Origin of the sequence: Streptomyces sp. A 4/2, from assembly GCF_940670765.1 — a bacterium.
Lineage (GTDB): Bacteria > Actinomycetota > Actinomycetes > Streptomycetales > Streptomycetaceae > Streptomyces.
In genome coordinates this window covers 16,717-43,180 of the sequence record NZ_CALNVW010000001.1, presented here as the reverse complement: position 1 = coordinate 43,180, position 26,464 = coordinate 16,717, and the positions used below count along the sequence as shown (strand labels likewise).

23 protein-coding genes are annotated in these 26,464 nt (G+C 72.0%); 14 read left to right on the top strand and 9 right to left on the bottom strand.

The features are described 5' to 3' along the window. Nucleotides 1–22 precede the first annotated feature (22 nt). The 4 genes from NBY69_RS00185 to NBY69_RS00170 all read left to right on the top strand — a co-directional run bounded on the left by NBY69_RS00185 (nucleotide 23) and on the right by NBY69_RS00170 (nucleotide 4,249). Nucleotides 23–883 carry a GNAT family N-acetyltransferase gene (locus NBY69_RS00185; RefSeq protein WP_250297461.1) on the top strand — a complete coding sequence of 287 codons (861 nt, stop codon included), beginning with the start codon at nucleotides 23–25 and terminating at the stop codon, nucleotides 881–883. Between the two features lie 155 nt (nucleotides 884–1,038). After that, entirely contained in the window at nucleotides 1,039–1,773 is a 735-nt protein-coding gene (locus tag NBY69_RS00180; RefSeq protein ID WP_250297460.1) for a DUF1684 domain-containing protein, read from the top strand. 88 nt (nucleotides 1,774–1,861) lie between these two features. Next, the gene (locus tag NBY69_RS00175; protein WP_250297458.1) at nucleotides 1,862–2,485 is read left to right on the top strand and encodes a GNAT family N-acetyltransferase; all 624 of its coding nucleotides are present in this window, start codon (nucleotides 1,862–1,864) and stop codon (nucleotides 2,483–2,485) included. Nucleotides 2,486–2,554: 69 nt separating this feature from the next. Then, entirely contained in the window at nucleotides 2,555–4,249 is a 1,695-nt protein-coding gene (locus NBY69_RS00170; RefSeq protein WP_250297456.1) for a proline--tRNA ligase, read from the top strand. A 120-nt stretch (nucleotides 4,250–4,369) separates the two neighbouring features. Here NBY69_RS00170 and NBY69_RS00165 read toward each other — a convergent pair whose 3' ends face one another. From NBY69_RS00165 to NBY69_RS00155, 3 genes are read right to left on the bottom strand one after another with little or no spacing between them, the layout of a single operon-like run. After that, entirely contained in the window at nucleotides 4,370–5,272 is a 903-nt protein-coding gene (locus NBY69_RS00165) for an aminoglycoside phosphotransferase family protein (protein ID WP_250297455.1), read from the bottom strand. Beyond that, nucleotides 5,269–5,721 carry a ferritin-like domain-containing protein gene (locus NBY69_RS00160; RefSeq protein ID WP_250297454.1) on the bottom strand — a complete coding sequence of 151 codons (453 nt, stop codon included), beginning with the start codon at nucleotides 5,719–5,721 and terminating at the stop codon, nucleotides 5,269–5,271. Before NBY69_RS00160 ends, NBY69_RS00165 begins: the two co-directional genes overlap by 4 nt. Next, entirely contained in the window at nucleotides 5,721–6,248 is a 528-nt protein-coding gene (locus NBY69_RS00155; RefSeq protein ID WP_250297453.1) for a hypothetical protein, read from the bottom strand. The genes NBY69_RS00160 and NBY69_RS00155 overlap by 1 nt, the downstream gene beginning before the upstream one ends. Before the next feature lie 149 nt (nucleotides 6,249–6,397). Here NBY69_RS00155 and rimP point away from each other — a divergent pair, with 149 nt between their 5' ends. From rimP to NBY69_RS00110, 9 genes are all read left to right on the top strand, one after another. Continuing rightward, nucleotides 6,398–6,895: a ribosome maturation factor RimP gene (gene rimP / locus NBY69_RS00150; RefSeq protein ID WP_250297452.1), complete on the top strand. Its 498-nt coding sequence runs from the start codon at nucleotides 6,398–6,400 to the stop codon at nucleotides 6,893–6,895. A gap of 2 nt (nucleotides 6,896–6,897) precedes the next feature. Then, nucleotides 6,898–7,890: a transcription termination factor NusA gene (nusA, locus tag NBY69_RS00145; protein WP_250297451.1), complete on the top strand. Its 993-nt coding sequence runs from the start codon at nucleotides 6,898–6,900 to the stop codon at nucleotides 7,888–7,890. Nucleotides 7,891–7,999: 109 nt separating this feature from the next. Next, on the top strand, nucleotides 8,000–8,278 hold the full coding sequence (locus tag NBY69_RS00140) for a YlxR family protein (RefSeq protein ID WP_250297450.1): 279 nt from the start codon (nucleotides 8,000–8,002) through the stop codon (nucleotides 8,276–8,278). Nucleotides 8,279–8,425: 147 nt separating this feature from the next. Beyond that, a complete protein-coding gene (infB, locus tag NBY69_RS00135) occupies nucleotides 8,426–11,545 on the top strand; it encodes a translation initiation factor IF-2 (protein WP_250297449.1) in 3,120 nt (1,039 codons plus the stop codon). A gap of 170 nt (nucleotides 11,546–11,715) precedes the next feature. Continuing rightward, entirely contained in the window at nucleotides 11,716–12,012 is a 297-nt protein-coding gene (locus NBY69_RS00130; protein ID WP_250297448.1) for a DUF503 domain-containing protein, read from the top strand. Nucleotides 12,013–12,038: 26 nt separating this feature from the next. Beyond that, a complete protein-coding gene (gene rbfA / locus NBY69_RS00125) occupies nucleotides 12,039–12,497 on the top strand; it encodes a 30S ribosome-binding factor RbfA (RefSeq protein WP_250297447.1) in 459 nt (152 codons plus the stop codon). Further along, complete coding sequence (gene truB / locus NBY69_RS00120) at nucleotides 12,494–13,420, top strand: tRNA pseudouridine(55) synthase TruB (RefSeq protein WP_250297446.1); 927 nt, start codon at nucleotides 12,494–12,496, stop codon at nucleotides 13,418–13,420. Before rbfA ends, truB begins: the two co-directional genes overlap by 4 nt. 227 nt (nucleotides 13,421–13,647) lie before the next feature. Continuing rightward, nucleotides 13,648–17,220: a serine protease gene (locus tag NBY69_RS00115; RefSeq protein ID WP_250297445.1), complete on the top strand. Its 3,573-nt coding sequence runs from the start codon at nucleotides 13,648–13,650 to the stop codon at nucleotides 17,218–17,220. 37 nt (nucleotides 17,221–17,257) lie between these two features. Further along, nucleotides 17,258–18,211 carry a bifunctional riboflavin kinase/FAD synthetase gene (locus tag NBY69_RS00110; RefSeq protein ID WP_250297444.1) on the top strand — a complete coding sequence of 318 codons (954 nt, stop codon included), beginning with the start codon at nucleotides 17,258–17,260 and terminating at the stop codon, nucleotides 18,209–18,211. A gap of 57 nt (nucleotides 18,212–18,268) precedes the next feature. Here the strand turns inward: NBY69_RS00110 and NBY69_RS00105 are convergent, their stop codons facing one another. Then, nucleotides 18,269–19,231 carry a helix-turn-helix domain-containing protein gene (locus NBY69_RS00105; protein ID WP_250297443.1) on the bottom strand — a complete coding sequence of 321 codons (963 nt, stop codon included), beginning with the start codon at nucleotides 19,229–19,231 and terminating at the stop codon, nucleotides 18,269–18,271. Between the two features lie 59 nt (nucleotides 19,232–19,290). On the opposite strand from NBY69_RS00105, the gene NBY69_RS00100 reads away from it, so the two are divergent. Then, nucleotides 19,291–20,493, top strand: a complete 1,203-nt coding sequence (locus NBY69_RS00100) for an MFS transporter (RefSeq protein ID WP_250297442.1) — start codon at nucleotides 19,291–19,293, stop codon at nucleotides 20,491–20,493. A gap of 33 nt (nucleotides 20,494–20,526) precedes the next feature. Here NBY69_RS00100 and NBY69_RS00095 read toward each other — a convergent pair whose 3' ends face one another. From NBY69_RS00095 to NBY69_RS00075, 5 genes are read right to left on the bottom strand one after another with little or no spacing between them, the layout of a single operon-like run. Beyond that, complete coding sequence (locus tag NBY69_RS00095; RefSeq protein WP_250297441.1) at nucleotides 20,527–21,531, bottom strand: ABC transporter ATP-binding protein; 1,005 nt, start codon at nucleotides 21,529–21,531, stop codon at nucleotides 20,527–20,529. Then, the gene (locus NBY69_RS00090) at nucleotides 21,528–22,538 is read right to left on the bottom strand and encodes an ABC transporter ATP-binding protein (RefSeq protein WP_250297440.1); all 1,011 of its coding nucleotides are present in this window, start codon (nucleotides 22,536–22,538) and stop codon (nucleotides 21,528–21,530) included. The genes NBY69_RS00095 and NBY69_RS00090 overlap by 4 nt, the downstream gene beginning before the upstream one ends. Beyond that, nucleotides 22,535–23,440 (bottom strand): ABC transporter permease, encoded by a 906-nt coding sequence (locus tag NBY69_RS00085; protein WP_250297439.1) that lies wholly within the window; start codon nucleotides 23,438–23,440, stop codon nucleotides 22,535–22,537. The genes NBY69_RS00090 and NBY69_RS00085 overlap by 4 nt, the downstream gene beginning before the upstream one ends. After that, nucleotides 23,437–24,507, bottom strand: a complete 1,071-nt coding sequence (locus NBY69_RS00080) for an ABC transporter permease (RefSeq protein WP_250297438.1) — start codon at nucleotides 24,505–24,507, stop codon at nucleotides 23,437–23,439. Before NBY69_RS00080 ends, NBY69_RS00085 begins: the two co-directional genes overlap by 4 nt. Nucleotides 24,508–24,510: 3 nt before the next feature. Next, nucleotides 24,511–26,385, bottom strand: coding sequence for an ABC transporter substrate-binding protein (locus NBY69_RS00075; RefSeq protein ID WP_250297437.1), 1,875 nt, complete (start codon nucleotides 26,383–26,385; stop codon nucleotides 24,511–24,513). Nucleotides 26,386–26,464 lie beyond the last annotated feature (79 nt).

The window sequence follows — 26,464 nt, the reverse complement described above, 5'->3', positions numbered from 1 at the left end:
AGTGCGGAGATCAGCAGACAGTATGGTGAGGCCCCACGTGTTGACGCAGACCACCACCCGGGTCCTCGAACCCAGCGATCTCGACGCGGCGCTCGCACTGCTCCACAGCGAGCCCGTCGTCAATGCCTTCGTGACCTCCCGCGTTCAGGTCGCCGGGCTCGACCCCTGGCGCCTCGGCGGCGAGATGTGGGGCTGGTACACGGAGGGGCGGCTCCGCTCGCTCTGTTACTCCGGCGCCAACCTCGTCCCGATCTGCGCGGGCCCCGACGCGGTACGCGCCTTCGCGGACCGGGCCCGGAAGGCCGGCCGCCGCTGTTCCTCCATCGTCGGTCCCGCCGAGCCCACCGCGCTGCTCTGGCGACTGCTCGAACCGAGCTGGGGCCCCGCCCGTGACGTCCGCGCCAATCAGCCGCTGATGGTCACCGAACAGCCCTCGGCCGACATCGCCCCCGATCCGCTCGTCCGCCGGATCCGCCGCGACGAGCTGGATGTGGTCATGCCCGCCTGCGTGGCCATGTTCACCGAGGAGGTCGGTGTGTCACCTATGGCCGGGGACGGCGGGCTGCTCTACCAGGCCCGCGTCGCCGAACTCGTGGGCTCCGGCCGCTCCTTCGCCCGCATCGAGGACGGCAAGGTCGTCTTCAAGGCCGAGATCGGCGCCGCCACTTCGCTGGCCTGCCAGATCCAGGGTGTCTGGGTCGCCCCCGAGTACCGCGGCCGTGGACTCTCCGAAACGGGCATGGCCGCGGTGCTGGAGTACGCGCTCGCCGATGTCGCCCCCGTGGTCAGTCTCTACGTCAACGACTTCAACTCCGCCGCGCGCGCGGCCTACCGGCGGGTCGGCTTCCGCGAGGTCGGCGCCTTCATGAGTGTGCTCTTCTGAGACGAGCCCCACAGGGGGCGGTTCGGCCGTTTCGCGGCGTTTGACATCAGCGAGCCTTATGGTCGATAAAGAAATCCCTTTGGTGTGAGCCTCACGCGGTGTCCGATCCCTCGTGGTGCGACAACCGACGAGCGTCCGAGCGAATGAGTGCTGCCATGTCCGGTCCCGAAGTCCCCGCCGTACCCGCTGTCCCCGCCGGCTCCGGCGAGCAGGCATGGGAGGCCTGGCGTGCGGAACGGCACCGCTCCGTCACCGGCCCCACCGGAAACCTGGCACTCGTCGAGACCCGCTGGCTGCCCGCGGGGGAACGCCCCGACCTCGACGCGGTCCGGGCAGGACAGCCGGAGACCGTGACGGTCACCGCGGTCGAGCGCACCGACATGGTCAGCGGAGAGCCGGAGTACGGACTGCGCGTCTGGGACGCGGCCTCCCCCGCCGTCCGGCACTTCGAGCACATCGACGTCTTCCCGTACGACCCCGAGTGGGTGCGGGAGGCCGAGTACATCCCGGTGCCCGGCGCGCGCCGGGTGGGGTTCGAGCACATCAGGGACAACGGCGGCAGCCGCGACCTCGTCGTCCCGGGCGACATCGTGCTCACCGTCGACGGCACGCCGTACACGCTGAGCGCCTTCGACGACGACGGCACCCTGCTGCTGGTCCTCGGCGACCCGACCAACGGCGACTCGACGTACGGAGCCGGGCGCTTCCTCTTCGTCACCCACACCGGTGACGGCAAGGTGCTCCTCGACTTCAACCGTGCCTTCGTGCCGCCCTGCGGATTCTCCGACCAGTACAACTGCCCGATGCCGCCCCGGCAGAACCGCTTCCACCTGCCCGTCGAGGCGGGCGAGAAGCTTCCCGTCTTCCGCGAGGGTTTCCCCGCCCACTGACCACTCGCCGACCAGCCACCGATCGGGGCCGGCGGGGGAGTACCGGGACTCCCGGCGTGACCCGTCCGGGGCCAGGTAGTCTCCCGTCATGGTGCGCTTCCCCGGGGACCGGCCCCCGAACCAGGACGACGTCGGGATCGGTCCGGTCGATCTCGACGGGCGCGTGGACGAGGCGCTGGCCGTGCAGGCGCTCGCGTTCGGGCTGAGCGAGGCCGAGGTCGCCGTACGCCGCCACATCGTGCTGCGGCATCTGCAGAACCCGGGCGCCCGTGCCCTGGGTGCGACGACCCGCACCGGGCGGCTGGTCGGCTTCGTCTACGGGATGCCCAACGACCGCTCCCACTGGTGGTCCACGGTGGTCGAGCCGTACCTGCACAACACCGGCTGCGACTCCTGGCTCGACGATGCCTTCGTCATCACCGAACTGCACGTCCACCCCGGCTTCCAGGGCCGCGGCATCGGCCGCGGGCTGATCACCACGATCACCGACAGCGCCGGCCAGCCGCGCTCCATCCTGTCGGCGATCGACAAGGAGAGCCCCGCCCGCAGTCTCTACCGGACCCTGGGATACCGGGACCTCGCGCGCCGGGTCCACTTCCCGAGCGCGGCGATGCCGTACGCCGTGATGGGCGCCCCGCTCCCGCTGAACAGGCCCGGTCGGCCCGGTCCCGCCCACGGGACCGATTTCCGCCCGCCCACCGGGCCCGGCTAACCTCCTGACATCACCGACGGGGGTCCGGGGGGTCTCCCCCGGAAAACACAGCCAAGCAGGAGAGTCACCATGGCCCAGGTCCAGCGCATGTCCCGGTTGATGGTCAAGACCTTGCGCGACGACCCGGCGGACGCGGAGACGCTCAGCCACAAGCTGCTGGTCCGCGCCGGATACGTACGCCGCAACGCCGCCGGGATCTGGTCCTGGCTGCCGCTGGGCAAGAAGGTCCTGGACAACGTCTCCCGCGTCGTGCGCGAGGAGATGGACGCCATCGGGGCGCAGGAGGTCCTGCTGCCCGCGCTGCTGCCCAAGGAGGCGTACGAGGCGTCCGGCCGCTGGGAGGAGTACGGCGACCTGCTCTTCCGCCTCAAGGACCGCAAGGGCGGTGACTACCTCCTCGGCCCGACCCACGAGGAGATCTTCACCCAGACCGTCAAGGACCAGTGCTCGTCCTACAAGGACCTGCCGGTGATGCTCTACCAGATCCAGACGAAGTACCGGGACGAGGCGCGTCCGCGCTCCGGTGTGCTGCGCGGCCGTGAGTTCCAGATGAAGGACTCGTACTCGTTCGACACCACGGACGAGGGCCTGGCCGAGTCCTACCGCCTGCACCGTGAGGCGTACATCAAGATCTTCCAGCGGCTCGGTCTCGACCACCGCATCGTCTCCGCGGTCTCCGGCGCGATGGGCGGCTCGGCCTCCGAGGAGTTCCTGGCCCCGGCCGCGGCGGGCGAGGACACCTTCGCGGACTGCCCGTCCTGTGCCTACGCGGCGAACACCGAAGCCGTGACCTTCGAGGCCCCGCCGGTGGCGGACCAGCAGCACGGCCCGGTCGAGGAGCTGGACACCCCCGACACCCCCACCATCGAGACCCTGGCGGCGCACCTCGGTGTCCCCGCCGCCGACACGCTGAAGAACCTGCTGGTGAAGGTGGACGGCGAGATCGTGGCCGTCGGCGTCCCCGGCCACCGCGAGGTGGACCTCGGCAAGCTGGGCGAGCACCTGGCCCCCGCCGTGGTCGAACTCGTCACCGCCGAGGACTTCGAGGACCGCCCCGACCTGGTACGCGGCTACGTCGGCCCGCAGGGCCTGGAGAAGGTCCGCTACATCGCCGACCCGCGGGTCGCGGCCGGCACGGCCTGGATCACCGGCGCCAACAAGCCCGGCAAGCACGCCCGCAACGTCGTCGCCGGACGCGACTTCGAGGTCGACGACTACCTGGACGTCGTGGTGGTCGAGGCGGGCGACCCCTGCCCCTCCTGCGGCGCGGGCCTCAAGCTGGACCGGGCGATCGAGATCGGCCACATCTTCCAGCTGGGCCGCAAGTACGCGGACACCTTCCAGCTCGACGTACTCGGCCAGCAGGGCAAGCCGGTCCGGGTCACCATGGGCTCGTACGGCATCGGTGTCTCCCGCGCGGTCGCGGCACTCGCCGAGCAGTCCGCGGACGAGAAGGGCCTCTGCTGGTCCGCCGAGGTCGCACCCGCGGACGTGCACGTCGTCGCCGCGGGCAAGGCCCTCCAGACCGAACTGGCGCTGGACGTGGCCGAGAAGCTGAACGCGGCAGGCGTACGGGTGCTGGTCGACGACCGCCCCGGGGTCTCCCCGGGCGTGAAGTTCACCGACTCCGAGCTGATCGGTGTCCCGACGATCCTGGTGGCGGGCCGCCGGTCCGCGGACGGTGTCCTGGAGCTCAAGGACCGCCGTACCGGGGAGCGCGAGGAGCTGACGGTGGACGAGGCCATCGCGCGGATCGTCGGCTGATCCCCCGGGGGCCGCGCCCCCGGACCTCCTGTGTCCTCGCCGGACGGGCTCCGTGCCCGTCCGGCGTTCTCATGTGCGTCCGGCGAGGGACACCGGTGCGCCCCTCCGCGGGCAGCGCGGCTACAGCCACCCCGCGAATTCCAGCAGCAGTTCCCCGTCCTGGCGCCGCCCGGCGGCAACGGCCCGCACCCCCGACTCCACGGCACGGAACAGCGTCCACCCGTGCAGCCGCGCGTGCTCCACCTCCAGCGAGTCCGCCAGCCGGTTCACCCGGCGCCGCACCGTCGAAGGCCCGACCGCCGCGGCCACCAGGTCGTCCACCCGGTCGCGTACCAGCCGCGCCAGGTCGTACGCGCGCTCGCCGACCACCGGGTCGGGACCCACGGCGAGCCACGGCGTGCGTCCGCCCGCCAGGACCTTGCTCTGGCGGAAATTGCCGTGCAGCAGCAGCTGCTCCGGGGGAGCGGCGAGCAGTTCGTCGCGCGCCGCCAGAGCCGCCTCGACCAGCGGGAGCACCAGCGGCTCGGCCGTCGCGCGCATCGCTTCGCCCTGCCGGGCCGTCCGCTCGGCCACCGTCTCGAAGGGGTGCCCGGCCGGTGGCTCGACCCAGAGCTTGCGGACCGTGTCCGCGGCCTCCAGCAGCGCCTTGGCCTCCGGCAGGGAGTGCAGCGAGACCTCGGGGTGCAGCCGCTCCAGCAGCAGAACGGTGGCGTCGGGCGACGGCTCGTCCAGCAGCCGCGCCGCGCCCCAGCCGGCCCAGTGCGCCAGAGCGGCCCGCTCCAGGTCGGGCCTGGCGAAGGGCGGAGCCAGTTTCAGTACCGCGGGGCCGCCGTCGGGCCGGCGCACCAGGACGATCAGGCTGCTGCGGCCGCCCGGCGCCTGTACCCGCTCGGCGGTCAACTCCCGTACGTCGAGGGCCACTTGCGCATCAGTCGGAATCCGGTGCAGCCAGTCGGTGGCGGCGGCTTCCCCGTACGTCTCGCCGAGCGCCCGGACAAGCCGCTGCGGCGGTTCGAAAGTCATACGTGCGTGGTTCCCTTTCCGGCGCTTGCGGCAGCCCGCTCGACGAGCCCCGGAAAGGCTACGCTGTCGGCGCCCCGCCACCGCGCAGCCCGCACCGCGGCCTCCCGCAGGGCCAGCGCGGCCTCGTGCCGCAGCGGCCCCCGGGCGGCCCGCACCAGGTCGGAGTAGACATCCGCCACCCGGTCCTCCAGCTCCGCGGCGAGCCGCACCGCGTCGGCCGGGCCGGCCACCTTGAAGGGCAGCGCGTACGCGGCCGACGCGGCGACCGGCTTGCCGCCCAGGTCCCGCACGGTGCGGACCAACGAGTCACGCCGGGCGCGGTGGGCGTCGTACGCCTGGTGCGCCTCGGTCCTGCGGCCCGCGGCGACCCGGCCGCCCACCACCCCGTACCCGTACACGGCGGCGTGCTCGGCGGCCAGCGCCGCCTGCGCCGCTTCCAGCGAGCTCATCAGTGGTCCCCCCGGGTCAGCAGATACGCGTGGACGGCGCCTGCCGCAGCGACCGAGGCCAGCAGCCTGGCCAGCTCCGGCGGGGCGTCGGCGAGCGCCGTGGTGTGGGCGTCGGTGGTGTGCCGCTCGGCCTTCGCGAGGGCCCGCACCGCGGCCTTCCGGTCGGCGGGGACCGCGGGCGCCGCCGGTCCTCCTGCCGCGGGGCCGTGGCCCGACGGCGACGGTGCGGGAGCGGCTCCGCCGGCCCCCGTCAACACCGTGACGTGCTGTGCCACCGTGTCCCGCAGCGGTCGCACCAACGACTCCGTGGCCCGGTCCGGATGGCGTGTGAGCACCGCGTCGTACAGGGCGAGGAGCGTCCCGCTGGTGCGCGCGGAGCGCCGTCGCAGGGCGGCCTCGGCGTCAGGGGCACCCGCACCCTGTGTACGGTGGGCAGCGGGCTGCTCCGAGCAGCCGGTCAGCAGACCGGCAGTGGCAGCCGCCGTCACGCTCAGCACATGCCTGCGTGTGGTCCCCGTGCGCCGCACGTGTTCTCCCTCGGCCCGAAGTGATCACCGCAGGCGAGCGTACCTGCGGGTCAACGGCGGCAGGACGGCAACACCCCTCGCGACCGGATACCCTTTGATCCGACACGCGACGATCCCACAACAGCACACGCGGCCGAGGAGTCACCCGGATGAGCACCACCCAGAGCGAGAGGCTGCGCGGGCTGCTGGAACCGCTCGTCGCCGCCAAGGACCTGGATCTGGAAGAGATCGAGGTGTCCCGGGCCGGCCGGCGTGGCGTACTGAGGATCACCGTGGATTCCGACGAGGGCGTGGAACTGGACACCTGCGCCGAGCTGAGCCGGGCCATCTCGGAGAAGCTCGACGAGAGCGACCTGATGGGCGAGGGCGAGTACGTCCTCGAAGTCAGCTCGCCGGGCGCGGACCGCCCGCTCTCGGAGCACCGCCACTACGTCAGGGCCGTCGGCCGCCTGGCCAAGCTGACCCTGGACGACGGCGGCGAACTGATCGCGCGCATCCTCGGGGTGGACGACGAAGGTCTCGATCTCGAAGTGCCGGGCGTGAAGGGGCGCAAGCCCACCGCCCGCCGGATCGCTTTCGCGGAGATCGCCAAGGCGCGCGTCGAGCTCGAATTCAACCGCAAGGACAAGAAGGAAGAGGAGGCGTAGCCATGGACATCGACGTAAAGCTTCTGAAGGGCTTGGCGAAGGAGAAGGAGATTTCCTTCGACCTGCTGGTCGAGGCGATCGAGTCGGCCCTCCTCATCGCCTACCACCGCACCGAGGGAAGCCGCCGTCACGCGCGCGTGCACCTCGACCACGACAACGGTCATGTGACGGTCTGGGCGAAGGAGGACCCGGCTGATCTCGAAGAGGGCCAGGAGGCCCGGGAGTTCGACGACACCCCGTCCGACTTCGGCCGGATCGCCGCGACCACGGCCAAGCAGGTCATCCTGCAGCGGCTGCGCGACGCGGAGGACGACCTGACGTTCGGCGAGTACGCCGGGCGCGAGGGCGACGTCGTCGCCGGGGTCGTGCAGCAGGGCAAGGACCCGCGGAACGTGCTGGTCGACATCGGCAAGCTGGAAGCGATCCTGCCCGTGCAGGAGCAGGTGCCCGGCGAGAACTACACGCACGGCCTGCGGCTGCGTACGTACGTGGTCCGCGTCGCGAAGGGGGTCCGTGGCCCGTCCGTGACCCTCTCCCGTACGCACCCGAACCTGGTGAAGAAGCTCTTCGCGCTGGAGGTCCCGGAGATCGCGGACGGCTCGGTCGTCATCGAGGCGATCGCCCGCGAGGCCGGTCACCGCAGCAAGATCGCCGTACGGTCCACGCGTTCGGGCCTCAACCCCAAGGGCGCCTGCATCGGCCCGATGGGCAGTCGGGTACGCAATGTCATGGCCGAGCTGCTGGGCGAGAAGATCGACATCGTGGACTGGTCGGACGACCCGGCCGAGCTGGTGGCCAACGCGCTGTCGCCGGCCCGGGTCACCAAGGTCGAGGTCGTGGACCTGGGCGCCCGTTCCGCGCGGGTCACGGTCCCCGACTACCAGCTCTCCCTGGCCATCGGCAAGGAAGGGCAGAACGCCCGTCTGGCCGCCCGGCTGACCGGCTGGCGCATCGACATCCGCCCGGACACCGAGCAGGGGTCCGACGAGGACTGAGCGTCCCCGGCCGGAGCCCGGAGTCGTAAGATCCAGAAAAGTTCAAGACAACATCCGTTCGATTCCTGCCCCAAATGGGTGAGGTCGATACGGGGAGGTAGACTTAATCGTGTCTGGCCGGACAGCCGACCGAGCGTGCCCTGAGCGAACCTGCGTGGGATGCCGGGAGCGTGCGGTCAAGAGCGAACTGCTGCGCATCGTCGCGGTCGGGGGCAAATGCGTCCCTGATCCGCGCGGTACGCTGCCCGGCCGGGGTGCGTATCTGCATCCCGCCTCGGTCTGTCTCGACCTGGCGGTCCGCCGTCGGGCGTTCTCCAGGGCCCTCAAGGCCCCGGGCCCGCTCGACAGTGCGGAGCTGAACGAGTATGTCGAGCAGGCAGCACCGTAAGAAGAGAACGGCACGGGTCCCCGTGCGGTCAGGTACCTCGCGAGTTGGAAGTAGGTCGAGATTGCGATGAGCACTCGATGAGTACGCGATGAGTACGCCCATGAAGTAGCGACGGTCCGGCGGTAACCCGGACCTAAAAGGAGCGAAGTGGCTAAGGTCCGGGTATACGAACTCGCCAAGGAGTTCGGAGTTGAGAGCAAGGTCGTCATGGCCAAGCTCCAAGAACTCGGTGAGTTCGTACGTTCGGCGTCCTCGACGATCGAGGCGCCGGTTGTACGCAAGTTGACTGACGCTTTGCAGGGGCCCGGCGGCAACGCCGGCAAGTCCGCTGCCAAGCCCGGCGCGCCCCGCAAGGCAGCGCCTTCCCCCGCCCCCCGTGCGGCGGCGCCCTCTCCGGCTGCCGCGGCCCGTCCCGGTGCTCCGAAGCCCGGTGCCCCGGCTCCCAAGCCGGCCGCCGCCGAGGCTCCGCAGAGCGCCGCACCCAGCACTCCCGCGGCGCCTTCCCCGGCTGCCGCAGGACCGCGTCCGGGTCCGAAGCCCGCAGCGGCCAAGCCCGCTCCGGCGGCTCCGGTTCCCGCTGCCGAGTTCTCGGCCCCCGCGCCCGCTCAGCCCGCAGCCCCGCAGGCCCCGCGTCCCGCGGGCGCCACGCCTGGGCCCCGTCCCGCCCGTCCGGCTCCGGCCGGTCAGCGTGAGGGTGGCCAGCGCGACGGCGGCCAGCGTGACGGCGGTCAGCGTGGCGGCGAGCGTCCGGCACGTCCCGCAGGCCAGGGCGCCCCGCGCCCCGGCGGCAACCGTCCGGCCGGTCCCCGTCCGGGCAACAACCCGTTCACCTCCGGCGGTTCCACCGGCATGGCGCGCCCGCAGGCGCCCCGCCCCGGCGGTGCCCCGCGCCCCGGCGGCGGTCAGGACCGCCCCGGCGGCCCGCGTCCGCAGGGTGGTCCCGGTGGCGCTCCGCGTCCCCAGGGTCAGGGCGGCGCCCGTCCGAGCCCCGGTGGCATGCCTCGTCCGCAGGGCGGCGCCCCGCGTCCCGGCGGTGCCCCCAGCGGTAACCGTCCGAACCCCGGCATGATGCCGCAGCGTCCCGCTGCCAGCCCCCGCCCCGGCGGCGGTCCCGGCGGTGGCGGTCGTGGTCCCGGTGGCGGCGGTGCTCGTCCCGGTGGCGGCGGCGCACGTCCGGGCGGCGGCGGCTTCGCCGGTCGTCCGGCAGGTCCCGGCGGCGGCGGTCGTCCCGGCGGTGGCGGCGGCTTCGGCGGTCGTCCCGGTGGCGGCGCCCCCGGTGGCGGCTTCGGTGGACGTCCCGGCTTCGCCGGCCGTCCCGGCGGCCCCGGTGGCCGTGGTGGGACACAGGGTGCCTTCGGCCGTCCCGGCGGGCCCGCCCGCCGTGGCCGCAAGTCGAAGAGGCAGAGGCGCCAGGAGTACGAGGCCATGCAGGCCCCGTCGGTGGGCGGCGTCATGCTGCCTCGCGGCAACGGGCAGGCTGTCCGGCTGTCGCGCGGTGCTTCCCTCACCGACTTCGCGGAGAAGATCAACGCCAACCCGGCGTCGCTCGTCGCCGTGATGATGAACCTCGGCGAGATGGTCACTGCCACGCAGTCCGTCTCCGACGAGACGCTGAAGCTGCTCGCGGACGAGATGAACTACGTCCTCGAGATCGTCAGCCCGGAGGAGGAGGACCGCGAGCTCCTCGAGTCCTTCGACATCGAGTTCGGTGAGGACGAGGGCGGCGAAGAGGCTCTGGTCTCCCGTCCGCCGGTCGTCACCGTCATGGGTCACGTCGACCACGGTAAGACCCGGCTGCTGGACGCGATCCGCAAGACGAACGTCGTTGCGGGCGAGGCCGGCGGCATCACGCAGCACATCGGTGCGTACCAGGTCGGCGCCGAGGTCAACGGCGAGGACCGCCGGATCACCTTCATCGACACCCCGGGTCACGAGGCGTTCACCGCCATGCGTGCACGTGGTGCGAAGTCCACCGACATCGCGATCCTCGTGGTGGCGGCGAACGACGGTGTGATGCCCCAGACGATCGAGGCGCTGAACCACGCCAAGGCGGCCGACGTGCCGATCGTGGTCGCGGTCAACAAGATCGACGTCGAGGGTGCGGACCCGACCAAGGTCCGCGGCCAGCTCACCGAGTTCGGGCTGGTGGCCGAGGAGTACGGCGGCGACACGATGTTCGTCGACATCTCCGCCAAGCAGGGCCTCAACATCGAGGCTCTTCTGGAGGCCGTCGTCCTCACCGCCGACGCCTCGCTCGACCTGCGGGCCAACCCGGAGCAGGACGCGCAGGGTATTGCGATCGAGTCCCACCTCGACCGCGGCCGTGGTGCCGTCGCGACCGTCCTGGTCCAGCGAGGCACCCTGCGGGTCGGCGACACGATGGTGGTCGGCGACGCGTACGGCCGAGTCCGCGCGATGCTCGACGACAAGGGCGAGAACGTGGAAGAGGCGGGTCCCTCGACCCCGGTCCTCGTCCTCGGTCTCACCAATGTCCCGGGTGCCGGCGACAACTTCCTGGTGGTCGACGAGGACCGTACGGCCCGTCAGATCGCCGAGAAGCGTGCCGCTCGTGAGCGCAACGCCAACTTCGCCCGCAAGGGTGTCCGGTTCTCCCTGGAGAACCTGGACGAGGCGCTCAAGGCCGGTCTGGTCCAGGAACTCAACCTCATCATCAAGGGCGACGCGTCCGGTTCGGTGGAGGCTCTCGAGTCCTCGCTGCTCCAGCTCGACGTCGGCGAAGAGGTCGACATCCGGGTCCTGCACCGCGGTGTGGGTGCGGTCACCGAGTCGGACATCGACCTGGCGACCGGCTCCGACGCCATCGTGATCGGCTTCAACGTGCGGGCCGCAGGCCGGGCCGCGCAGATGGCCGAGCGCGAAGGCGTGGACGTCCGGTACTACTCGGTCATCTACCAGGCGATCGAAGAGATCGAAGCGGCCCTCAAGGGCATGCTCAAGCCGGAGTACGAAGAGGTCGAGCTCGGCACGGCGGAGATCCGCGAGATCTTCCGCTCGTCCAAGCTGGGCAACATCGCCGGTGTGCTGGTCCGCTCCGGCGAGGTCAAGCGCAACACCAAGGCGCGCCTGCTGCGCGATGGCAAGGTCATCGCGGAGAGCCTCAACATCTCCGGTCTGCGCCGCTTCAAGGACGACGTCACCGAGATCCGCGAAGGCTTCGAGGGCGGTATCAACCTCGGGAACTTCAACGACATCAAGATCGACGACGTCATCGCGACGTACGAGATGCGCGAGAAGCCCCGCGGCTGATCCGTATCGCGGTTGAGCCGCACTGCGGCTGATCCGTACAGCGTCAGTCGGGGCCGCTCGGCGGGAGTTATATCCGTCGAGCGGCCCCGGCTGTTGCGTGTACGGTTCTGGTGTCCCCGTCAAGTGGTTGGCGGGGCGCGACCCCGAACCGGCGGGACATCCGGACGTGCATGTATGTGGGGACACTGTCCTTCGATCTGCTTCTCGGCGACGTACGGTCGCTGAAGGAGAAACGCTCCGTCGTACGGCCCATCGTGGCCGAGCTCCAGCGGAGATTCGCGGTGAGTGCGGCAGAGGTCGGCGACCAGGATCTTCATCGCAGGGCCAGGATCGGCCTCGCGATGGTGTCCGGCGAGACGGAGCACCTCACCGAAGTACTCGACCGGTGCGAGCGCCATGTCGCCGCCCGGCCGGAGGTGGAGCTGCTGTCCGTACGACGGCGGCTGCACGGCGACGAAGACGATTGAGCACGGCTTAAGAAGGAGACGGACCAGTGGCCGACAACGCGCGGGCGAAGAAGCTGGCGGACCTCATCCAGGAGGTGGTCGCCGAGAAACTGCAGCGTGGCATCAAGGACCCCCGGCTGGGCACGCACGTGACCATCACGGACACCCGGGTCACCGGCGACCTGCGGGAGGCCACGGTCTTCTACACGGTCTACGGCGACGACGAGGAGCGGGCCAGCGCGGCAGCGGGCCTGGAGAGCGCCAAGGGCATCCTGCGCTCGGCGGTCGGAGCGGCGGCCGGGACGAAGTTCACCCCGACCCTCGCCTTCGTGGCGGACGCCCTGCCGGAGAACGCCAAGGCGATCGAGGACCTGCTCGACCGGGCCAGGGCCTCGGACGCCAAGGTGCGCGAGGCGTCCTCGGGCGCCACGTACGCGGGCGGCGCCGACCCCTACCGCAAGCCGGAAGAGGACGCCGAGAACGACGGGGACACCGCCTCCGAATGACACAGCAGAACACGACCCCCCCGGCCGGCGCCGGGAAGGGCCCGCTGGACGGTCTTGTCATCGTCGACAAGCCGTCCGGCTTCACCTCGCACGACGTCGTGGCCAAGATGCGCGGGATCGCGCGGACGCGCCGGGTGGGCCACGCGGGCACGCTCGACCCGATGGCCACCGGCGTTCTCGTCCTCGGTGTCGAGAAGGCCACCAAGATGCTCGGCCATCTCGCCCTGACCGAGAAGGAGTACCTCGGTACGATCCGGCTCGGCCAGAACACCGTCACCGACGACGCGGAGGGCGAGATCACCTCGTCCACCGACGCCTCCCGGGTGACCCGCGAGGCCATCGACGCGGGGGTGGCCGCGCAGACCGGCGCCATCATGCAGGTGCCGTCCAAGGTCAGCGCCATCAAGATCGACGGCAAGCGGTCCTACGCGCGGGTGCGCGGCGGCGAGGAGTTCGACATCCCGGCCCGCCCGGTGACCGTCTCCTCGTTCCGGGTGTACGACGTGCGGCACGAGGTCGCCGAGGACGGGACCCCCGTGGTCGACCTGGTCGTCTCGGTGGTCTGCTCGTCCGGTACGTACATCCGGGCCATCGCCCGCGACCTCGGCGCGGCCACCGGGGTCGGCGGCCATCTGACGGCGCTGCGCCGCACCCGCGTCGGCCCGTACGGACTGGACGCGGCCCGGACGCTGGACCAGCTCCAGGAGGAGCTCACCGTGATGCCGGCCGCCGATGCCGCCGCCGCCGCGTTCCCGCGCTGGGACGTGGACGACCGGCGGGCCCGGCTGCTGCTCAACGGGGTCCGGCTCGACATGCCCGCGTATCCCGCGGGAGCGGTAGCGGCCTTCGGTCCCGAGGGGCGCTTCCTCGCGCTGGTCGAGGACCAGGGCGGCAAGGCGAAGAGCCTCGCCGTCTTCGGCTGACACCGACCGGGTCCCGGCCCGGCGGCCGGGGACCCGTCGCTCCACCCACCGTGGAGCGGGCAGCGCCGCTTGCCCGCTCCACGATCCCCCTCGCAAGAGGTCTGTCCATCCCGGCACCTGGATTCACTCCTTTGGGCAGGCGCTCGGAGTGAACGACCGGAGCGTTGGGGGGCGCTTTCGGCTTGCGCGCTTCTCCCCGCGATCACTGCGCGCCTACGGTCGGACCTATGGGAAGCGGGGACCGGGAAACGCTGGTGCGCATCTGCGATCCGTCGGGCAGGCCGAGGGGCACCGGCTTCGTCGCCGACGACCGGGGCACGGTGGTGACCAGCCACGAGGCGGTCGACGGGCTGACCGGAGCCGTGCTGCACGGCGCGCCGGGGCTGACCTGCCGCGCCGAATCCGATGACATCACCGCCCTGCCCGGCCTGGGGCTCGCGCTGGTGCGGACCGACGGTCTGGACGTCCCGCCGCTGCCCATCTCGGCCAGGGACCGGATCGAGACCGGCACCTACGTACGGGTCGCCGCCCTCGGCTGGCGCGAGGCGCGCGTCCTGGGCGAGTCACCGGCGACCTACACCACGGGCGGAAGCACCCATCTGCTGGGCGCCGCAGTGGAGTTGGCGATCGGCACCCAGGGCAGTGACGCCCTCAGGCAGGGCGGGTCGGCCGCCGGGGGACCGGTGGTGGACGCGTCCACCGGGGCGGTGCTCGGGGTGCTCGGCACGGCACTGCGCGGGACCTACCCGGCCGCAGGTCTGGCCGTCCCGCTGCGCGGGGCCGCGCTGGCCCCGCTGCTGCGGCGCAACGCGGCCACCGTGCCGGGGTACGGAAAAGACCTCAACCTCGCGGGTGTGCTGGAGCTGACGGCCACCTCCCTCGGGCTGTCGGCGGAAGCGGACCTCTGCCGCGATCCCGTGGAACGGGCCGACATCGTCAGCGAGTTGGCGGCCTTCCCGGACGGCGGCGCACCCGTGCTCGGGCTGGTCGGCGCCCCCGGCACCGGACGTACGACGGAACTCACCGCCCTCGCGGCGCGACGGGCGCGCGGGGCGCAGCCCGCCCCGACGCTGTGGCTGCGCGGCGCCGATCTGCGGGCCGAGGACACCTCGGTCGCCGACGCGATGGCCCGTACGGTGCGCCAGGCCGGGCGGATCGTGGGCACCGACGGCATGGACGGCGCCACTCCCGAGCGGATCGCCGCACTCGCCGACGCAGCCGGGCAGCCGCTGCTCGTGCTGCTCGACAGCCCCGAGGAGATGCCGCCCCGACTGGCCCGCGCACTGCCGGAGTGGACCGCCGGGACGGCCGGGTGGCTGCGCGGGCACCGGGCGCGGATGGTGGTCGCCTGCCGCCCGGAGTACTGGGAGCAGGCCGTGGCCCTCCAGGGGCCGGGCAGCGGCTGCGTCCGGATCGGGGATCTGCCGCCCCGGGAGGCCGAGCGGGCCCGGCTGGGATACGGCATTCCGGAGGGGATGCTCACCGCGCGGGACGCGGGCCACCCGCTGACGCTGCGGATGCTCGCCGAGGTGCGGGCGGCCCTCCCCGGCGGGGTGGACGGCCGACCCACCCGGGAGGACGTCTTCGCCGCGTACCTGGACCTGATGTGTCTGCGGATCGCCGTGCGGATCGCCGCCACGGAGCGTCCGGCGCCGCGCGGCACCGCGGTGCGGCGGCTGGCCGCCACCGTCTCCGGGCAGGTGCACGAGGCGGCCCGCCGCTGTCTGGGGCCCGGCCAGGGGGAGTTGGACCGGACCTCCTTCGAGGAGCTGTTCCCCTGGCGCACCGGATGGGCGTCCGCGGTGCTGACCGAACGGCTGCTGGTCCCCGCGGGCTCCGGCTACCGCTTCGCCCACGGCGAGCTCGCCGACTGGGTGCAGGGGGAGCACCTCGACGTCGACGCGGCGCTGTACGCGCTGGTGCACCGCCGCCACGAGGAGACGCCCGGCGGGCCCGCCACCCGGCTGCCGTCCCGGCCGGGCGCCGAGTCCGGGGGCACCCCGGCTCCCGGCACGGAGGTCAGGGAGCGCCCGCTCACCGTGCCCAGGCACCGGATCGGCCCGGTGGTCCAGGCGCTGCTCCTGCTGGGACGCCGGGAGGGGGCCCATGAACTGGGGCGCAGGCTACGCGAGTTGATCGAGGAGCTGGACCGGCTGCAGGACGCGTCCGCTGCCGGGGCTCCCGTCGGACCACGGGTTCCGCGGCCGGGACGGGGACCTGAAGCAGCCGAGCCCCCGGCGCCGCTCGGGGACGCCGAGTGGTGGGCCGCACATCTGCTGGGCGACGTCCTGCTGGGGGTCCCCGACTGCCGCCCCTACATCGGGGTGCTACGGCTTCTCGCCGACCGGATCACGCTGCTCTCCGTCCGCTCCGGCGGGCCGCGCCACATCGGCGGCTTCCGCGTCTTCGACAGCGCGTTCTGGGAGCGGCTGCGGCTCGGCGAGGGCGGGCGGCTCGATCTGCTGCGGCGGCTGGTGCCCGCCGACGGCGCACCGGGTGGGCAGGGGGGCGACCGCTATCTGGATGCCGCGGCCCGGCGGCTCGCGGCCGAACCCCGGTCCGTACAGCCGCTGCTCTGCCGGTGGTTCAGCGACGAACGGCCGCTGCCGTCCGAAGCCCACGCCGAGCTGCGGCCCACCGTCGCCGGAGCGGCCCAGGCGCTGCTGTACACCCGGCGGGCGCTCGCCGTCGACGATCTCGCCGAGGCGCTGGTCGCCACCGCCCACCCCCGCGCCGACGAGCTGCTCGTCGCGCTCGCCGAGGACGAACCGGCCGCGCTGTGCCGCGCCGTCGACCGCTGGGCGCACGACGACCGGCCCGAACGCCGGGCCGCCGCAGCGGACTTCGGAGTGCGGGCCGCCGTACACGCCCGGACCGGCCCCGACCGCGAACTGCTCAGGTACGCGGCGCTCGCGCTGCTCGCCCGCCCCGCCGACAGCGCGCTGCACGGGGCCGCGCTGGCCCTCCTCGTACGGGATCCGCACACCCGCACCCGCCATCTGCCGTGCGCGCTGGCGCTGTTCGCCGCGGAACCGTCGTCACCGCTGCTCGTCGCCGCGCTGGCCGAGGCGCTGCCCACCCACCCGGAGCCGGTCTTCGCGGCCTTCGAGGCGGCGCTGCGCCGGCGGCCCCGGGACGCGGCCGAGATCCTGGGCGCGCTCGCCGGGATCAGTACCCCGGCTCCCGCCCGCCGCGCCGCCGCCCTCGTCCACGAGTACGTCGACCGCCACCCGGCGGGAGCCGTGCACGCCGCGGCGTTCGTCGACCGCCGCCTGGAGGATGGCCCGGCGGCCCGTTCCCTTCTCTTCCCGCTGGTCACCGGACTGCTGCGCGGGCATCCCCGCCAGGTGCGCGTCGCCCTGGCGCCGGTGCTCGCCGCGCCCGGCGGCCGGGGCTCGCGCGCCATGCGGGCCGAGCTGCTCGACGTACTCCTGGAGTACGAACGGTACGAGGCCAGGGACGGCCTGGAGGTACTGGAGGCACTGCTGCGGGCGGCGGCGCTCGGCTCGGACCGCCGCACCGACCCCAGGACCCGTGACCTGGTACGCCGCACCGGTCTGCTGCTGGTCCGGACGCCCGAGGGGGCGGCCTGCTTCGACCGGCACCTGGTCGAACTGGCCGGGGAGGTGCCGGGCTTCGCCGGGCAGCTCGCCGACTGGCTGGCCCTGGCACCGCAGGAGTGGGCGCTGCTGGTCGGACCGAGTACCCGGCACATGGTTCAGAAGCTGGCAGCGCCCATGCCGATGCAAGCCGCACGCGCCGGACATGGCAGTCTTAGACCTGTTGTACCTACAGAGTAGTGATCACGTACACGGGTTCGGGCGAGGAGCGGTCTCAGTGCAGCGCTGGCGTGGCTTGGAGGACATCCCCCAGGACTGGGGGCGCAGCGTCGTCACCATCGGCTCGTACGACGGCGTGCACCGCGGGCACCAGCTCATCATCGGGCGGGCCGTGCGGCGGGCCCGGGAACTGGGCGTGCCGTCGGTCGTCGTCACCTTCGACCCGCACCCCAGCGAAGTCGTCCGCCCTGGTAGCCATCCGCCGCTGCTCGCCCCGCACCACCGGCGGGCCGAACTGATGGCGGAACTGGGCGTGGACGCGCAGCTGATCCTCCCCTTCACCAGCGAATTCTCGAAGCTGTCACCCGCCGACTTCATCGTGAAGGTGCTGGTCGACAAGTTGCACGCGCTGGCGGTCATCGAGGGCCCCAATTTCCGCTTCGGCCACAAGGCCGCCGGGAACGTCGGCTTCCTCGCCGAGCTGGGCGGGACGTACGACTACGAGGTCGACGTCGTGGACCTCTCGGTGAGCGGCGAGGCGGGCGGCGGCGAGCCGTTCTCCTCGACCCTGACCCGCCGCCTCGTCGCCGAGGGCGACATGACGGGCGCCGCCGAGATCCTCGGCCGTCCGCACCGCGTCGAGGGCGTGGTGGTGCGGGGCGCGCAGCGCGGCCGGGAGCTCGGCTTCCCCACGGCGAACGTGGAGACGCTGCCGCACACCGCGATCCCGGTCGACGGGGTGTACGCGGGCTGGCTCACCGCGGACGGCGAGCGGATGCCCGCGGCGATCTCGGTCGGCAGCAACCCGCAGTTCGACGGCACGGAGCGCACGGTCGAGGCGTACGCGATCGACCGCGTCGGCCTCGACCTGTACGGGATGCATGTCGCCGTCGACTTCCTCGCGTACGTACGCGGCATGGAGAAGTTCGAGTCGATCGACGCGCTGCTGGTGGCCATGGCGGACGACGTGAAGCGTTGCACCGCCCTGATCGAGGCGTACGAGGCGCGCTGACCGGGCCTGTCCGGCCGTGGGCAGAGGGGGGTGGGCCGAGAGGCGTGGGCTCAGCGCTCAGGCCTGCGCGGCCACCAGCATGTCCCCGGCGGTCGTGCGGTAGTAGAGCACCGACCGTCCGGCCCGCCGTCTGAGCACCAGCCCGGCGTCCAGCAGCACTTTCAGATGGCGCCCCACGGACCCCAGCCCCTGCCCGGACAGCGCCACCAGCTGGGTCGTGCTCTTCGGCGCGTCGAGCAGCACGAGGACCCCCGCCCGGCCGGTGCCCAGCAGCCTGCCGAGCGCGCCGGGATCCGCCCTCCGGTCGGGCTCCGCCAGCTGGCCCACGCACGGGTAGGCCGCGGAGAACCGGTGCGGCTTGTCCCAGGAGACCCAGCCGGTGCGTCCGCTCGCCGGGACGAAGAGCAGCTGCGCGCCCGAGACCTCCAGCGGCGGATTGACGTAGTGGTTGATCTGCAGCCTGCCCTCGCCCAGCCAGCGCATCCCCGGCCGGATGCCCTCCAGCGCTGCGGCCCAGCCGCCCGTGGTCAGCAGCCGGGTGCGCGCCAGGATGTCGGCCTCGAAGAGACGCTTGCGCCGGGGCCAGTACGGGAGCACCGTCCGGGTCCACACCCACTCCAGGAGGTCGGCCGCGCGCTCCGGCAGATCGTTCCGGTACAGCGCGGCGGGCAGCCGGCCGCCCACCCCCATGGCCAGGTCGTAGCGGGCCTCGGACGGTGCGGTGGCGCGGATCACCGCCAGTTCGTCGTGGAACTCCGCGCCGTCGGGCGGCGGCGCGGGCACCAGGAAGTCCGCGATCCAGTGCGGACGCAGGGCCGTCCGCACCAGGAGCCGGGTGACCGGATCCGCGTCCAGCAGCTCCTGGTAGGCGGGCCGGTGCGCGGCCAGCCAGTGCTGCTCGCCGGGGTGCGCGGCCAGCCCGGAGTCCAGCGTGACCAGACAGGCGAAAGCCTCCGTGAGCTGTGAGATCACGAACCGGCTGCGCGCCAGTGTGTCCGCGTCGAGCACCCACAGCCCCATGTTTCGCCTCCCCGCGAAACATTATCCGCGCAGGGAGGCGCCTGTTCAGAATCCAGCGCATGCGCACCTACCGACACCTGTTCAGGGCACCGGAGTTCACCCCGCTCTTCACCGCCGTCTCGCTCTTCGTCGCGGCGTCGACCGTCAGCGGGATCGCACTGGCCTCGCTGGTCTACTCGGCGACCCGTTCGCCGCTGCTCTCCGCGCTGAGCATGTTCGGCGGCTCCTTCGCGCAGGTGGTCGGCGCCGTCGCACTGCTCTCCGCGGCCGACCGGCTGCCGCCCAGGGCGGCGATGACCGGCCTGGCGCTGACCGCCGGCGCCGGCACCGCCGTGCTCGCCGTTCCGGAACTGCCGATCCAGGGCACCTTCGTGGTCCTGTTCGGCCTCGGCCTGGCCGGCTCGGTGGGCGGCGGGGTGCGCTACGGGCTGCTCGCCGAGATCCTCCCCAAGGAGGCGTACGTACTGGGGCGTTCGGCCCTGAACATGTCGGTGGGGATCATGCAGATCGCCGGGTTCGCGGTCGGCGGAGCGCTCGTCACGGCCCTGTCGCCGCGCGGCACGCTGCTGGTCGCCGCCGCACTCGATCTGCTCGGGGCCCTCGTCGCGCTCATCGGACTGCGGACCCGCGCGGCCCGCTCGGCGGGCAACCCCGGCAGGGGCCCGGTCCGGGAGACCTGGCGGGTCAACACCGTGCTCTGGTCGTCCGCGCCGCGCCGGTACGTCTATCTCGCCCTGTGGGTGCCCAACGGTCTGATCGTCGGCTGCGAGGCGGTCTTCGTGCCGTACTCGCCCCGGCACGCGGGACTGCTGCTCGCGGTGGCGGCGTTCGGGATGCTGGCCGGGGACGTGACGGTCGGCCGGATCGTGCCACCGGGGTGGCGGGCCCGGCTCGCCACCCCGCTGCGCCTGTTGCTCGCCGCGCCCTACCTGGTCTTCGCGCTCCGTCCCGCCCTGTGGGTCGCGGTGGCCGCCGTCGTACTGGCCTCCGTCGGCTACTCCGCGAGCCTGGTGCTGATGGAACGCCTGGTGGAGCTGGTCCCGGACGACGTGCAGGGCCAGGCCCTGGGCCTGCACACCGCGGGGATGCTCACGCTCCAGGGCGTCGGGGCGGCGCTGGCGGGCGCCCTGGCCCAGCACACGTCGGCCGCGACGGCGATGACGGTGATGGCCCTCGCCTCCGTCGTGGTCTCCCTCGCGCTGACGCCCGGACTGCGCGTCCGGGGCGCCGGGCCCGTGACACCGGTGGGAACGGCTCCCTGACGCGCCGCTCCCACTCCACCGGCCGGACAGGTCCTAAGCCGCCGGGACCGTCCCCGTGGGTTTCCGTGCCGTCACCCAGTGGCACGCCACCTGGCTCTCCCCGCCGCTCGCCAGCACCGGCAGTTCCTTCGTACGGCAGGCGTCGGCCACCCCCGCGCGCTCCGCCTCGCCCGAGGCGAGAATGTGGCAGCGGGCGTGGAACCGGCAGCCGGACGGCACCCGGGACGGGTCCGGCGGCTCCCCCGTGAGGATCACCGGATCGGTCCCCGCGTCCGGCATGACCGACAACAGCGCCTGGGTGTAAGGGTGTTGGGGCGCGGTCAGGATCTGGTCCACCTCACCCGTCTCGACGATCCGGCCGAGGTACATCACGGCGACCCGGTCGGCGATGTTCCAGGCCAGGCCCAGATCGTGGGTGACGATCAGCGCGGAGAGCCCCAGTTCGTCCCGCAGCCGCAGCAGCAGCGCCAGTATCTCCCCGCGTACGGAGGCGTCCAGGGAGGCCACCGGTTCGTCGGCCACGACGAGTTCGGGCTCCAGTACCAGCGCACCCGCGATCACCACCCGCTGGCGCTGGCCGCCCGAGAGCTCGTGCGGATACCGCAGGAAGAACCGCTCGGGGGGCCGCAGCCCGGCCCGGGACAGCGCCTCGGCCACCGCGGCCCGCTCGTCGCCCTGGTACCGGTGTATTCGCAGCCCCTCGGCCACCGCCTCGTACACGGTGTGCCGGGGGTTGAGCGAACCGCTGGGGTCCTGGAGCACCAGCTGCACCCGCTTGCGGTACGCCTTGAGCGCGCGGGACGAGTGGTCGAGCGGTTCACCGCCGAAGGTGACCTCGCCGGACGTCGGCCTGACGAGCCCCAGCAGCGCCCGCGCGAGAGTCGTCTTGCCGCATCCCGACTCGCCGACCAGCGCGACGATCTCACCGGGCCGGATGTCGAGATCCACCCCGTCGACGGCGCGGGCGGGCGCGGCACCGCGACGGCCGGGGAAGGTCACCTTCAGTCCGGCCGTGCTGAGCAGGGGAGCGGTGGTCATGACGTACTCCTTGCTTCCTCGGTGCCGTGCTGCGCGGGCGTACCGGCCCCGGGCTCCACGAGCAGACAGGCCGCCTGCCGACCCGGGCCCGCGTCCCGCAGCGCCTGGTCCCGGGTCGCGCACGCGTCCACGGCCACCGTGCAGCGCGGGTGGAACGTACAGCCCGCGGGCAGCGAAGCCGGGTCCGGCGGATCCCCCGGCAGGCCGCGCGGAGCCCGCCGGGAAGCCGGGTCGCCGATCCGCGGGAACGCGCCGGACAGCGCCCGGCTGTACGGATGCGCGGCGGCGGTGAAGACCTCCTGGGCAGGGCCCTCCTCGACGACCCGGCCCGCGTACATCACGGCCAGCCGGTCGCAGGTGTCGGCGAGCACCGCCAGGTCATGGCTGATCATCAGCAGGCTGATGTCCTGGTCCGCCACCAACTGCTCGATCAGCCGCAGGATCTGGGCCTGGATCATCACGTCGAGCGCGGTGGTCGGCTCATCGGCGACGATCACCTGGGGACCGCAGGCCAGCGCCATCGCGATCATCACGCGCTGCCGCTGCCCGCCGGAGAGCTCGTGCGGGTAGGCGTTCGCCCGGCCCGCGGGCAGACCGACCTGCTCCAGCAGCTCGCAGGCACGCTTGCGAGCGGCGGCCGGGGACGCCTGGTGGTGGACGAGCAGCGGCTCGGCTATCTGGTCGCCGATCCGGTGCACCGCGTTGAGGGAGTGCATCGCGCCCTGGAAGACGATCGAAGCACCCGCCCACCGCACGGCCCGCAGCCGGCCCCACTTCATGGTGAGGACGTCCTCGCCGTCGAGCAGGATCTCGCCGCTCAGCGTGGCCGACGCGGGCAGCAGCCGGAGCAGGGCCAGCGCCAGCGTCGACTTCCCGCACCCCGACTCACCGGCGATCCCGAGCTTCTGCCCGGAACCCACGGTCAGGTCCACCCCGCGTACGGCAGGGACGGCGGCGGCCCCCGACCCGTAGGTCACCCGGAGGTCCTTGATTTCGAGGAGGCTCAACGGGCCACCCCCAGCTTCGGGTTGAGCACGGCCTCGACGGCACGGCCGCAGAGAGTGAAGGAGAGCGCGACGAGCGCGATGGCGATGCCGGGCGGCGCCAGGTACCACCAGTGCCCGGACGAGACCGCGCCGGCCTCGCGGGCGTCCTGGAGCATGCCGCCCCAGGAGATGACCGTCGGATCGCCGAGGCCGAGGAAGGCCAGCGTCGCTTCGGTGAGGATGGCGCCGGAGATGCCGAGGGTGGTCTGGGCGAGCACCAGCGGCACGACGTTGGGCAGGACGTGCCGGGACATCACATGCCCGTGACCGCCGCCCAGCGCCCTGGCCCGTTCGATGTAGGGACGCGACTCGACGGCGATGGTCTGGGCCCGGACCAGCCGGGCCGTCGTCGGCCAGCTGGTGACACCGATCGCCAGGATCACCGTCCACACGGAGTGGTCGAGCACGGTCGCGAGCACGATCGCCAGCACCAGGGTCGGCATCACCAGGAACCAGTCGGTGATCCGCATCAGCACGGTCGCGAACCAGCCGCCGAAGTGCCCGGCGATGATCCCCACCAGGGTGCCGATCGCCACCGACAGCGCGGCGGCCAGCAGCCCCACGGTCAGCGAGATCCGCGCCCCCCAGACCAGCAGACCGAGCAGCGAACGCCCGAACTGGTCGGTGCCCAGCGGGAATTCACCGCTGGGTGCCTCCAGGGCCGTACCGGGGGCCTTGGTCACGCTCTGGACGTCGCTGCCGACCAGCAGCGGAGCGGTCAGGGCGATCAGCGCGATGAGCACCAGCCCCACCAGGCCGACGACACCGGCCCGGTGCGTGCGGTACTGCTGCCAGAAACGGGCCACGGAGTGTCGCCGCCGGGTCCAGGCCAGCGAGCCCGCGGTCGGTTGTGCGGTCGTCATCGGCCCACCCTGGGATCGAGCAGCGGATAGAGCAGATCGGCGAGGAGGTTCATCAGGATCATCGCGCCGGCGAAGACGACGAACAGCCCCTGAACCAGCGGCAGATCGGGCACGCTCAGCGCCGAGTAGAAGAGGCCGCCGAGGCCGGGCCAGGAGAACACCGTCTCGACCAGGATCGAACCGGCCGCCACATGACCGAAGTTGATGAAGACCATGGTGACGGTGGGCAGCAGTGCGTTCGGCACCGCGTGGCGGCGGCGTACGAGATCGTCGCGCAGCCCCTTGGCCCGCGCCGTCGTCAGGTAGTCGCTGCCCATCTCGTCGAGCAGCGAGGAACGCATGACCAGCAGCGTCTGGGCGTATCCGACCGCGACGAGGGTGATGACGGGCAGCACCATGTGGTGCGCCACGTCGGCGACGTAGGCGAACCCGTGCAGACCGCCCGACTCCATCCCGCCGGTCGGGAACATCCCCGGGATCGGGCCGATGCCCACCGAGAAGACGATGATCAGCAGCAGCCCGAGCCAGAAGGCCGGCACCGACCACAGGGTGAGCGCCACCCCTGTGCTGATCTTGTCGCCGATCCCGCCGTGGCCCCACGCGGAACGGGTGCCGAGCCAGAGGCCGAGAGCGGAGTAGACCACCACGGCCACCCCGGTGAGCAGCAGGGTCGCGGGCAGTTTCTGCGCGATCAGCTCGCCGACGGGCGCGTGGAACTGGTACGAGGTGCCCAGGTCGCCGCTGAGCGCCTTGGTGCAGTACTCGGTGAACTGCTGCCACAGCGGCAGGTCCAGTCCCAACTGCTTGCGCAGCTGGTTGAGTTGGCCCTGGGTGACCGGGTGGCCGTGTGTCATCGTGCGGACCGGGTCGCCCGGGATGATCCGGAACAGGAAGAAGCTGGTGACCAGCACGGCGAGCAGGGAGACGGCCGCGCCGCCCAGTTTGCCCGCCACGTACAGCAGATACGCGGTCGCGTTACGGGTGCGGGGGCCGGACGGCCCGGTCCTGACCGGGACCGGGCCGTCGGCCGCACCCTCCGCGAGCGAAGTGGTGCTTGCAGCGCTCATGGGTTATTCACGGTCTTCCGCGGTGGAACGGCGGCGCAGGGCGACGAAGCCTCCGAGCCCGATGACGACGACGACGGCGACGATCCCGATGACGAGACCGGTCGACGAGCCCGACGACGAGGAGGAGGACCCGTCGCTGCTCGTCGGGACGGCCGACCACCAGCTCCAGTAGCCGTCCTGGCCCCAGATGTTCCCCGCGGCCGACGGCATCGTCTCGATCGACTTGATCTGGTCGGTGCGGTACGCCTCGACCGCGTTCGGGTACGCCATGACATTCATGTACCCGGTGTCGTACAGCCGTGACTCCATCTGCTTGACGAGATCGGCTCGCTTGACCGGGTCGTACTCGGCGGCCTGCTCGGCGTACAGCGCGTCGAACTGCTTGTCGCAGATGAAGTTGTCGGTGGCCCCGGTGCTCTTGGGGGTGCTCGGCAGTGCGGCGCAGGTGTGGATGGAGAGGACGTAGTCCGGGTCGGGGTTGACCGAGTAGCCGTCGAAGGCCAGGTCGTACTCGCCCGCCAGCCAGGGGTCGGAGACGTTGTCGAGGCAGTCGACCTTGAGGCCGATGCCGAGTTTGCCCCACCACTCCTGCATGTACTTGCCGATGGCCTTGTCGTTCGGGTCGGTGGCGTGGCACAGCAGCCGGAAGCTGAGCGGCTTGCCGTCCTTGCCGACGCGCTTGCCGTCACCGTTCTTCTTGTAGCCCGCCTGGTCGAGGAGGCTCGCGGCCCTGGCCGGGTCGTACGCGATCTTCTGGTCGGCGGCGGGCTTCCAGAAGTAGTCGCTGAAACGCGGCGGGATGTATCCGGCGCCCTCGACGGCGTGGCCCTGGAAGACCTTGTCGATAATGGTCCTGGTGTCGGTGGCGGCGAACAGCGCCTGGCGCACCCGCTGGTCGAGCAGCGCCGGGTTGCCGTCGCCGATCTTCTTGCCGTCCTTGGCCTTGGCCCCCGGGTTGGTGGCGAGCGCGTAGAAGCGCCGGCCCGGAGCGTCGTTGACCTTGATGTTCTTCTCGGTCTTCAGCGCTGCCGTCTGGGCCGGGGTGAGGCCCGAGACGAAGGAGACCTCGCCCTTCTGCAGGGCCGCGACGGCCGCGTCGTTGTCCTTGTAGTACTTGAAGTCCAGCTCGTCGAACTTCGGAGCGCCGCGCCAGAACTTCTTGTTCGGCTTGAACTTCAGGTACTGGTCGACCTTGTAGTCGGTGAGGATGAACGGCCCGTTGCCGACGACCGGGAACTGCTTGTCGTTGTTGAACTTCGAGAAGTCCCCGACCTTCTCCCAGACATGCTTCGGCACGATCGGCACATCGAGCGCGGTCATCGTGGCCTGCGGCTTCTTCAGCTGCACGACCAGCGTCCGCGGGTCCGGGGCGGTGACCTTCTTGAAGTTCGAGGTGAAGCTCCCGTTGGCGGTGGCCGCTGCCTCGTCCGTCATCATCTTGTTGAACGTCCAGGCGGCGTCGTCCGCGGTGGCCTGCTCGCCGTCCGACCACGTGGAGTTCTTGCGGATGGTGAAGGTCCAGGTGAGCTTGTCCGCCGACGACTTCCACGCGGTGGCGAGCCCGGGGACGGTGTGGCCGTCCTTGACGTCGTAGTTGGTCAAGTAGTCGTACATCAGGCGCAGCGCGGTGGTGGAGACCAGGCGCGTGGCGAGGAACGGACTCATGGAGTCGACGCTCTGGTTGACGGCTACGGTGAGGACCTTCTTGCCGCCGGACCCGGAACCTGCCTTGGCCTCGGCGGCGTGGGCCTGCTGCGGGACCGGGTTCAGCGGGGTCGCGGCCCCGGCCACCAGGGCGAACGCGGTGACACCCGTGGCCAGGAGCAGACGGGAACGGGATCGGTGTCGGGATATGCCGGTCGGAACTCTTCTGTCCATGGGGCGTTGACCTCGCGTCAGGGTGAATCATGGAGTCGCCAGCTGGTGAAGCGAAGGTTTATCAGCGGTGCTCCAAAGG

Bases quoted from the DNA above. Each gene is read 5' to 3' on its own strand.
- NBY69_RS00075 (WP_250297437.1), bottom strand. From the start codon at position 26,385: ATGGACAGAAGAGTTCCGACCGGCATATCCCGACACCGATCCCGTTCC.
- NBY69_RS00115 (WP_250297445.1), top strand. From the start codon at position 13,648: ATGGGAAGCGGGGACCGGGAAACGCTGGTGCGCATCTGCGATCCGTCG.
- NBY69_RS00160 (WP_250297454.1), bottom strand. From the start codon at position 5,721: ATGAGCTCGCTGGAAGCGGCGCAGGCGGCGCTGGCCGCCGAGCACGCC.
- NBY69_RS00095 (WP_250297441.1), bottom strand. From the start codon at position 21,531: ATGACCACCGCTCCCCTGCTCAGCACGGCCGGACTGAAGGTGACCTTC.
- NBY69_RS00165 (WP_250297455.1), bottom strand. From the start codon at position 5,272: ATGACTTTCGAACCGCCGCAGCGGCTTGTCCGGGCGCTCGGCGAGACG.
- NBY69_RS00175 (WP_250297458.1), top strand. From the start codon at position 1,862: ATGGTGCGCTTCCCCGGGGACCGGCCCCCGAACCAGGACGACGTCGGG.
- NBY69_RS00080 (WP_250297438.1), bottom strand. From the start codon at position 24,507: ATGAGCGCTGCAAGCACCACTTCGCTCGCGGAGGGTGCGGCCGACGGC.
- rimP (WP_250297452.1), top strand. From the start codon at position 6,398: ATGAGCACCACCCAGAGCGAGAGGCTGCGCGGGCTGCTGGAACCGCTC.
- NBY69_RS00100 (WP_250297442.1), top strand. From the start codon at position 19,291: ATGCGCACCTACCGACACCTGTTCAGGGCACCGGAGTTCACCCCGCTC.
- NBY69_RS00180 (WP_250297460.1), top strand. From the start codon at position 1,039: ATGTCCGGTCCCGAAGTCCCCGCCGTACCCGCTGTCCCCGCCGGCTCC.
- NBY69_RS00105 (WP_250297443.1), bottom strand. From the start codon at position 19,231: ATGGGGCTGTGGGTGCTCGACGCGGACACACTGGCGCGCAGCCGGTTC.
- nusA (WP_250297451.1), top strand. From the start codon at position 6,898: ATGGACATCGACGTAAAGCTTCTGAAGGGCTTGGCGAAGGAGAAGGAG.
- truB (WP_250297446.1), top strand. From the start codon at position 12,494: ATGACACAGCAGAACACGACCCCCCCGGCCGGCGCCGGGAAGGGCCCG.
- NBY69_RS00085 (WP_250297439.1), bottom strand. From the start codon at position 23,440: ATGACGACCGCACAACCGACCGCGGGCTCGCTGGCCTGGACCCGGCGG.
- NBY69_RS00185 (WP_250297461.1), top strand. From the start codon at position 23: ATGGTGAGGCCCCACGTGTTGACGCAGACCACCACCCGGGTCCTCGAA.
- NBY69_RS00130 (WP_250297448.1), top strand. From the start codon at position 11,716: ATGTATGTGGGGACACTGTCCTTCGATCTGCTTCTCGGCGACGTACGG.
- NBY69_RS00170 (WP_250297456.1), top strand. From the start codon at position 2,555: ATGGCCCAGGTCCAGCGCATGTCCCGGTTGATGGTCAAGACCTTGCGC.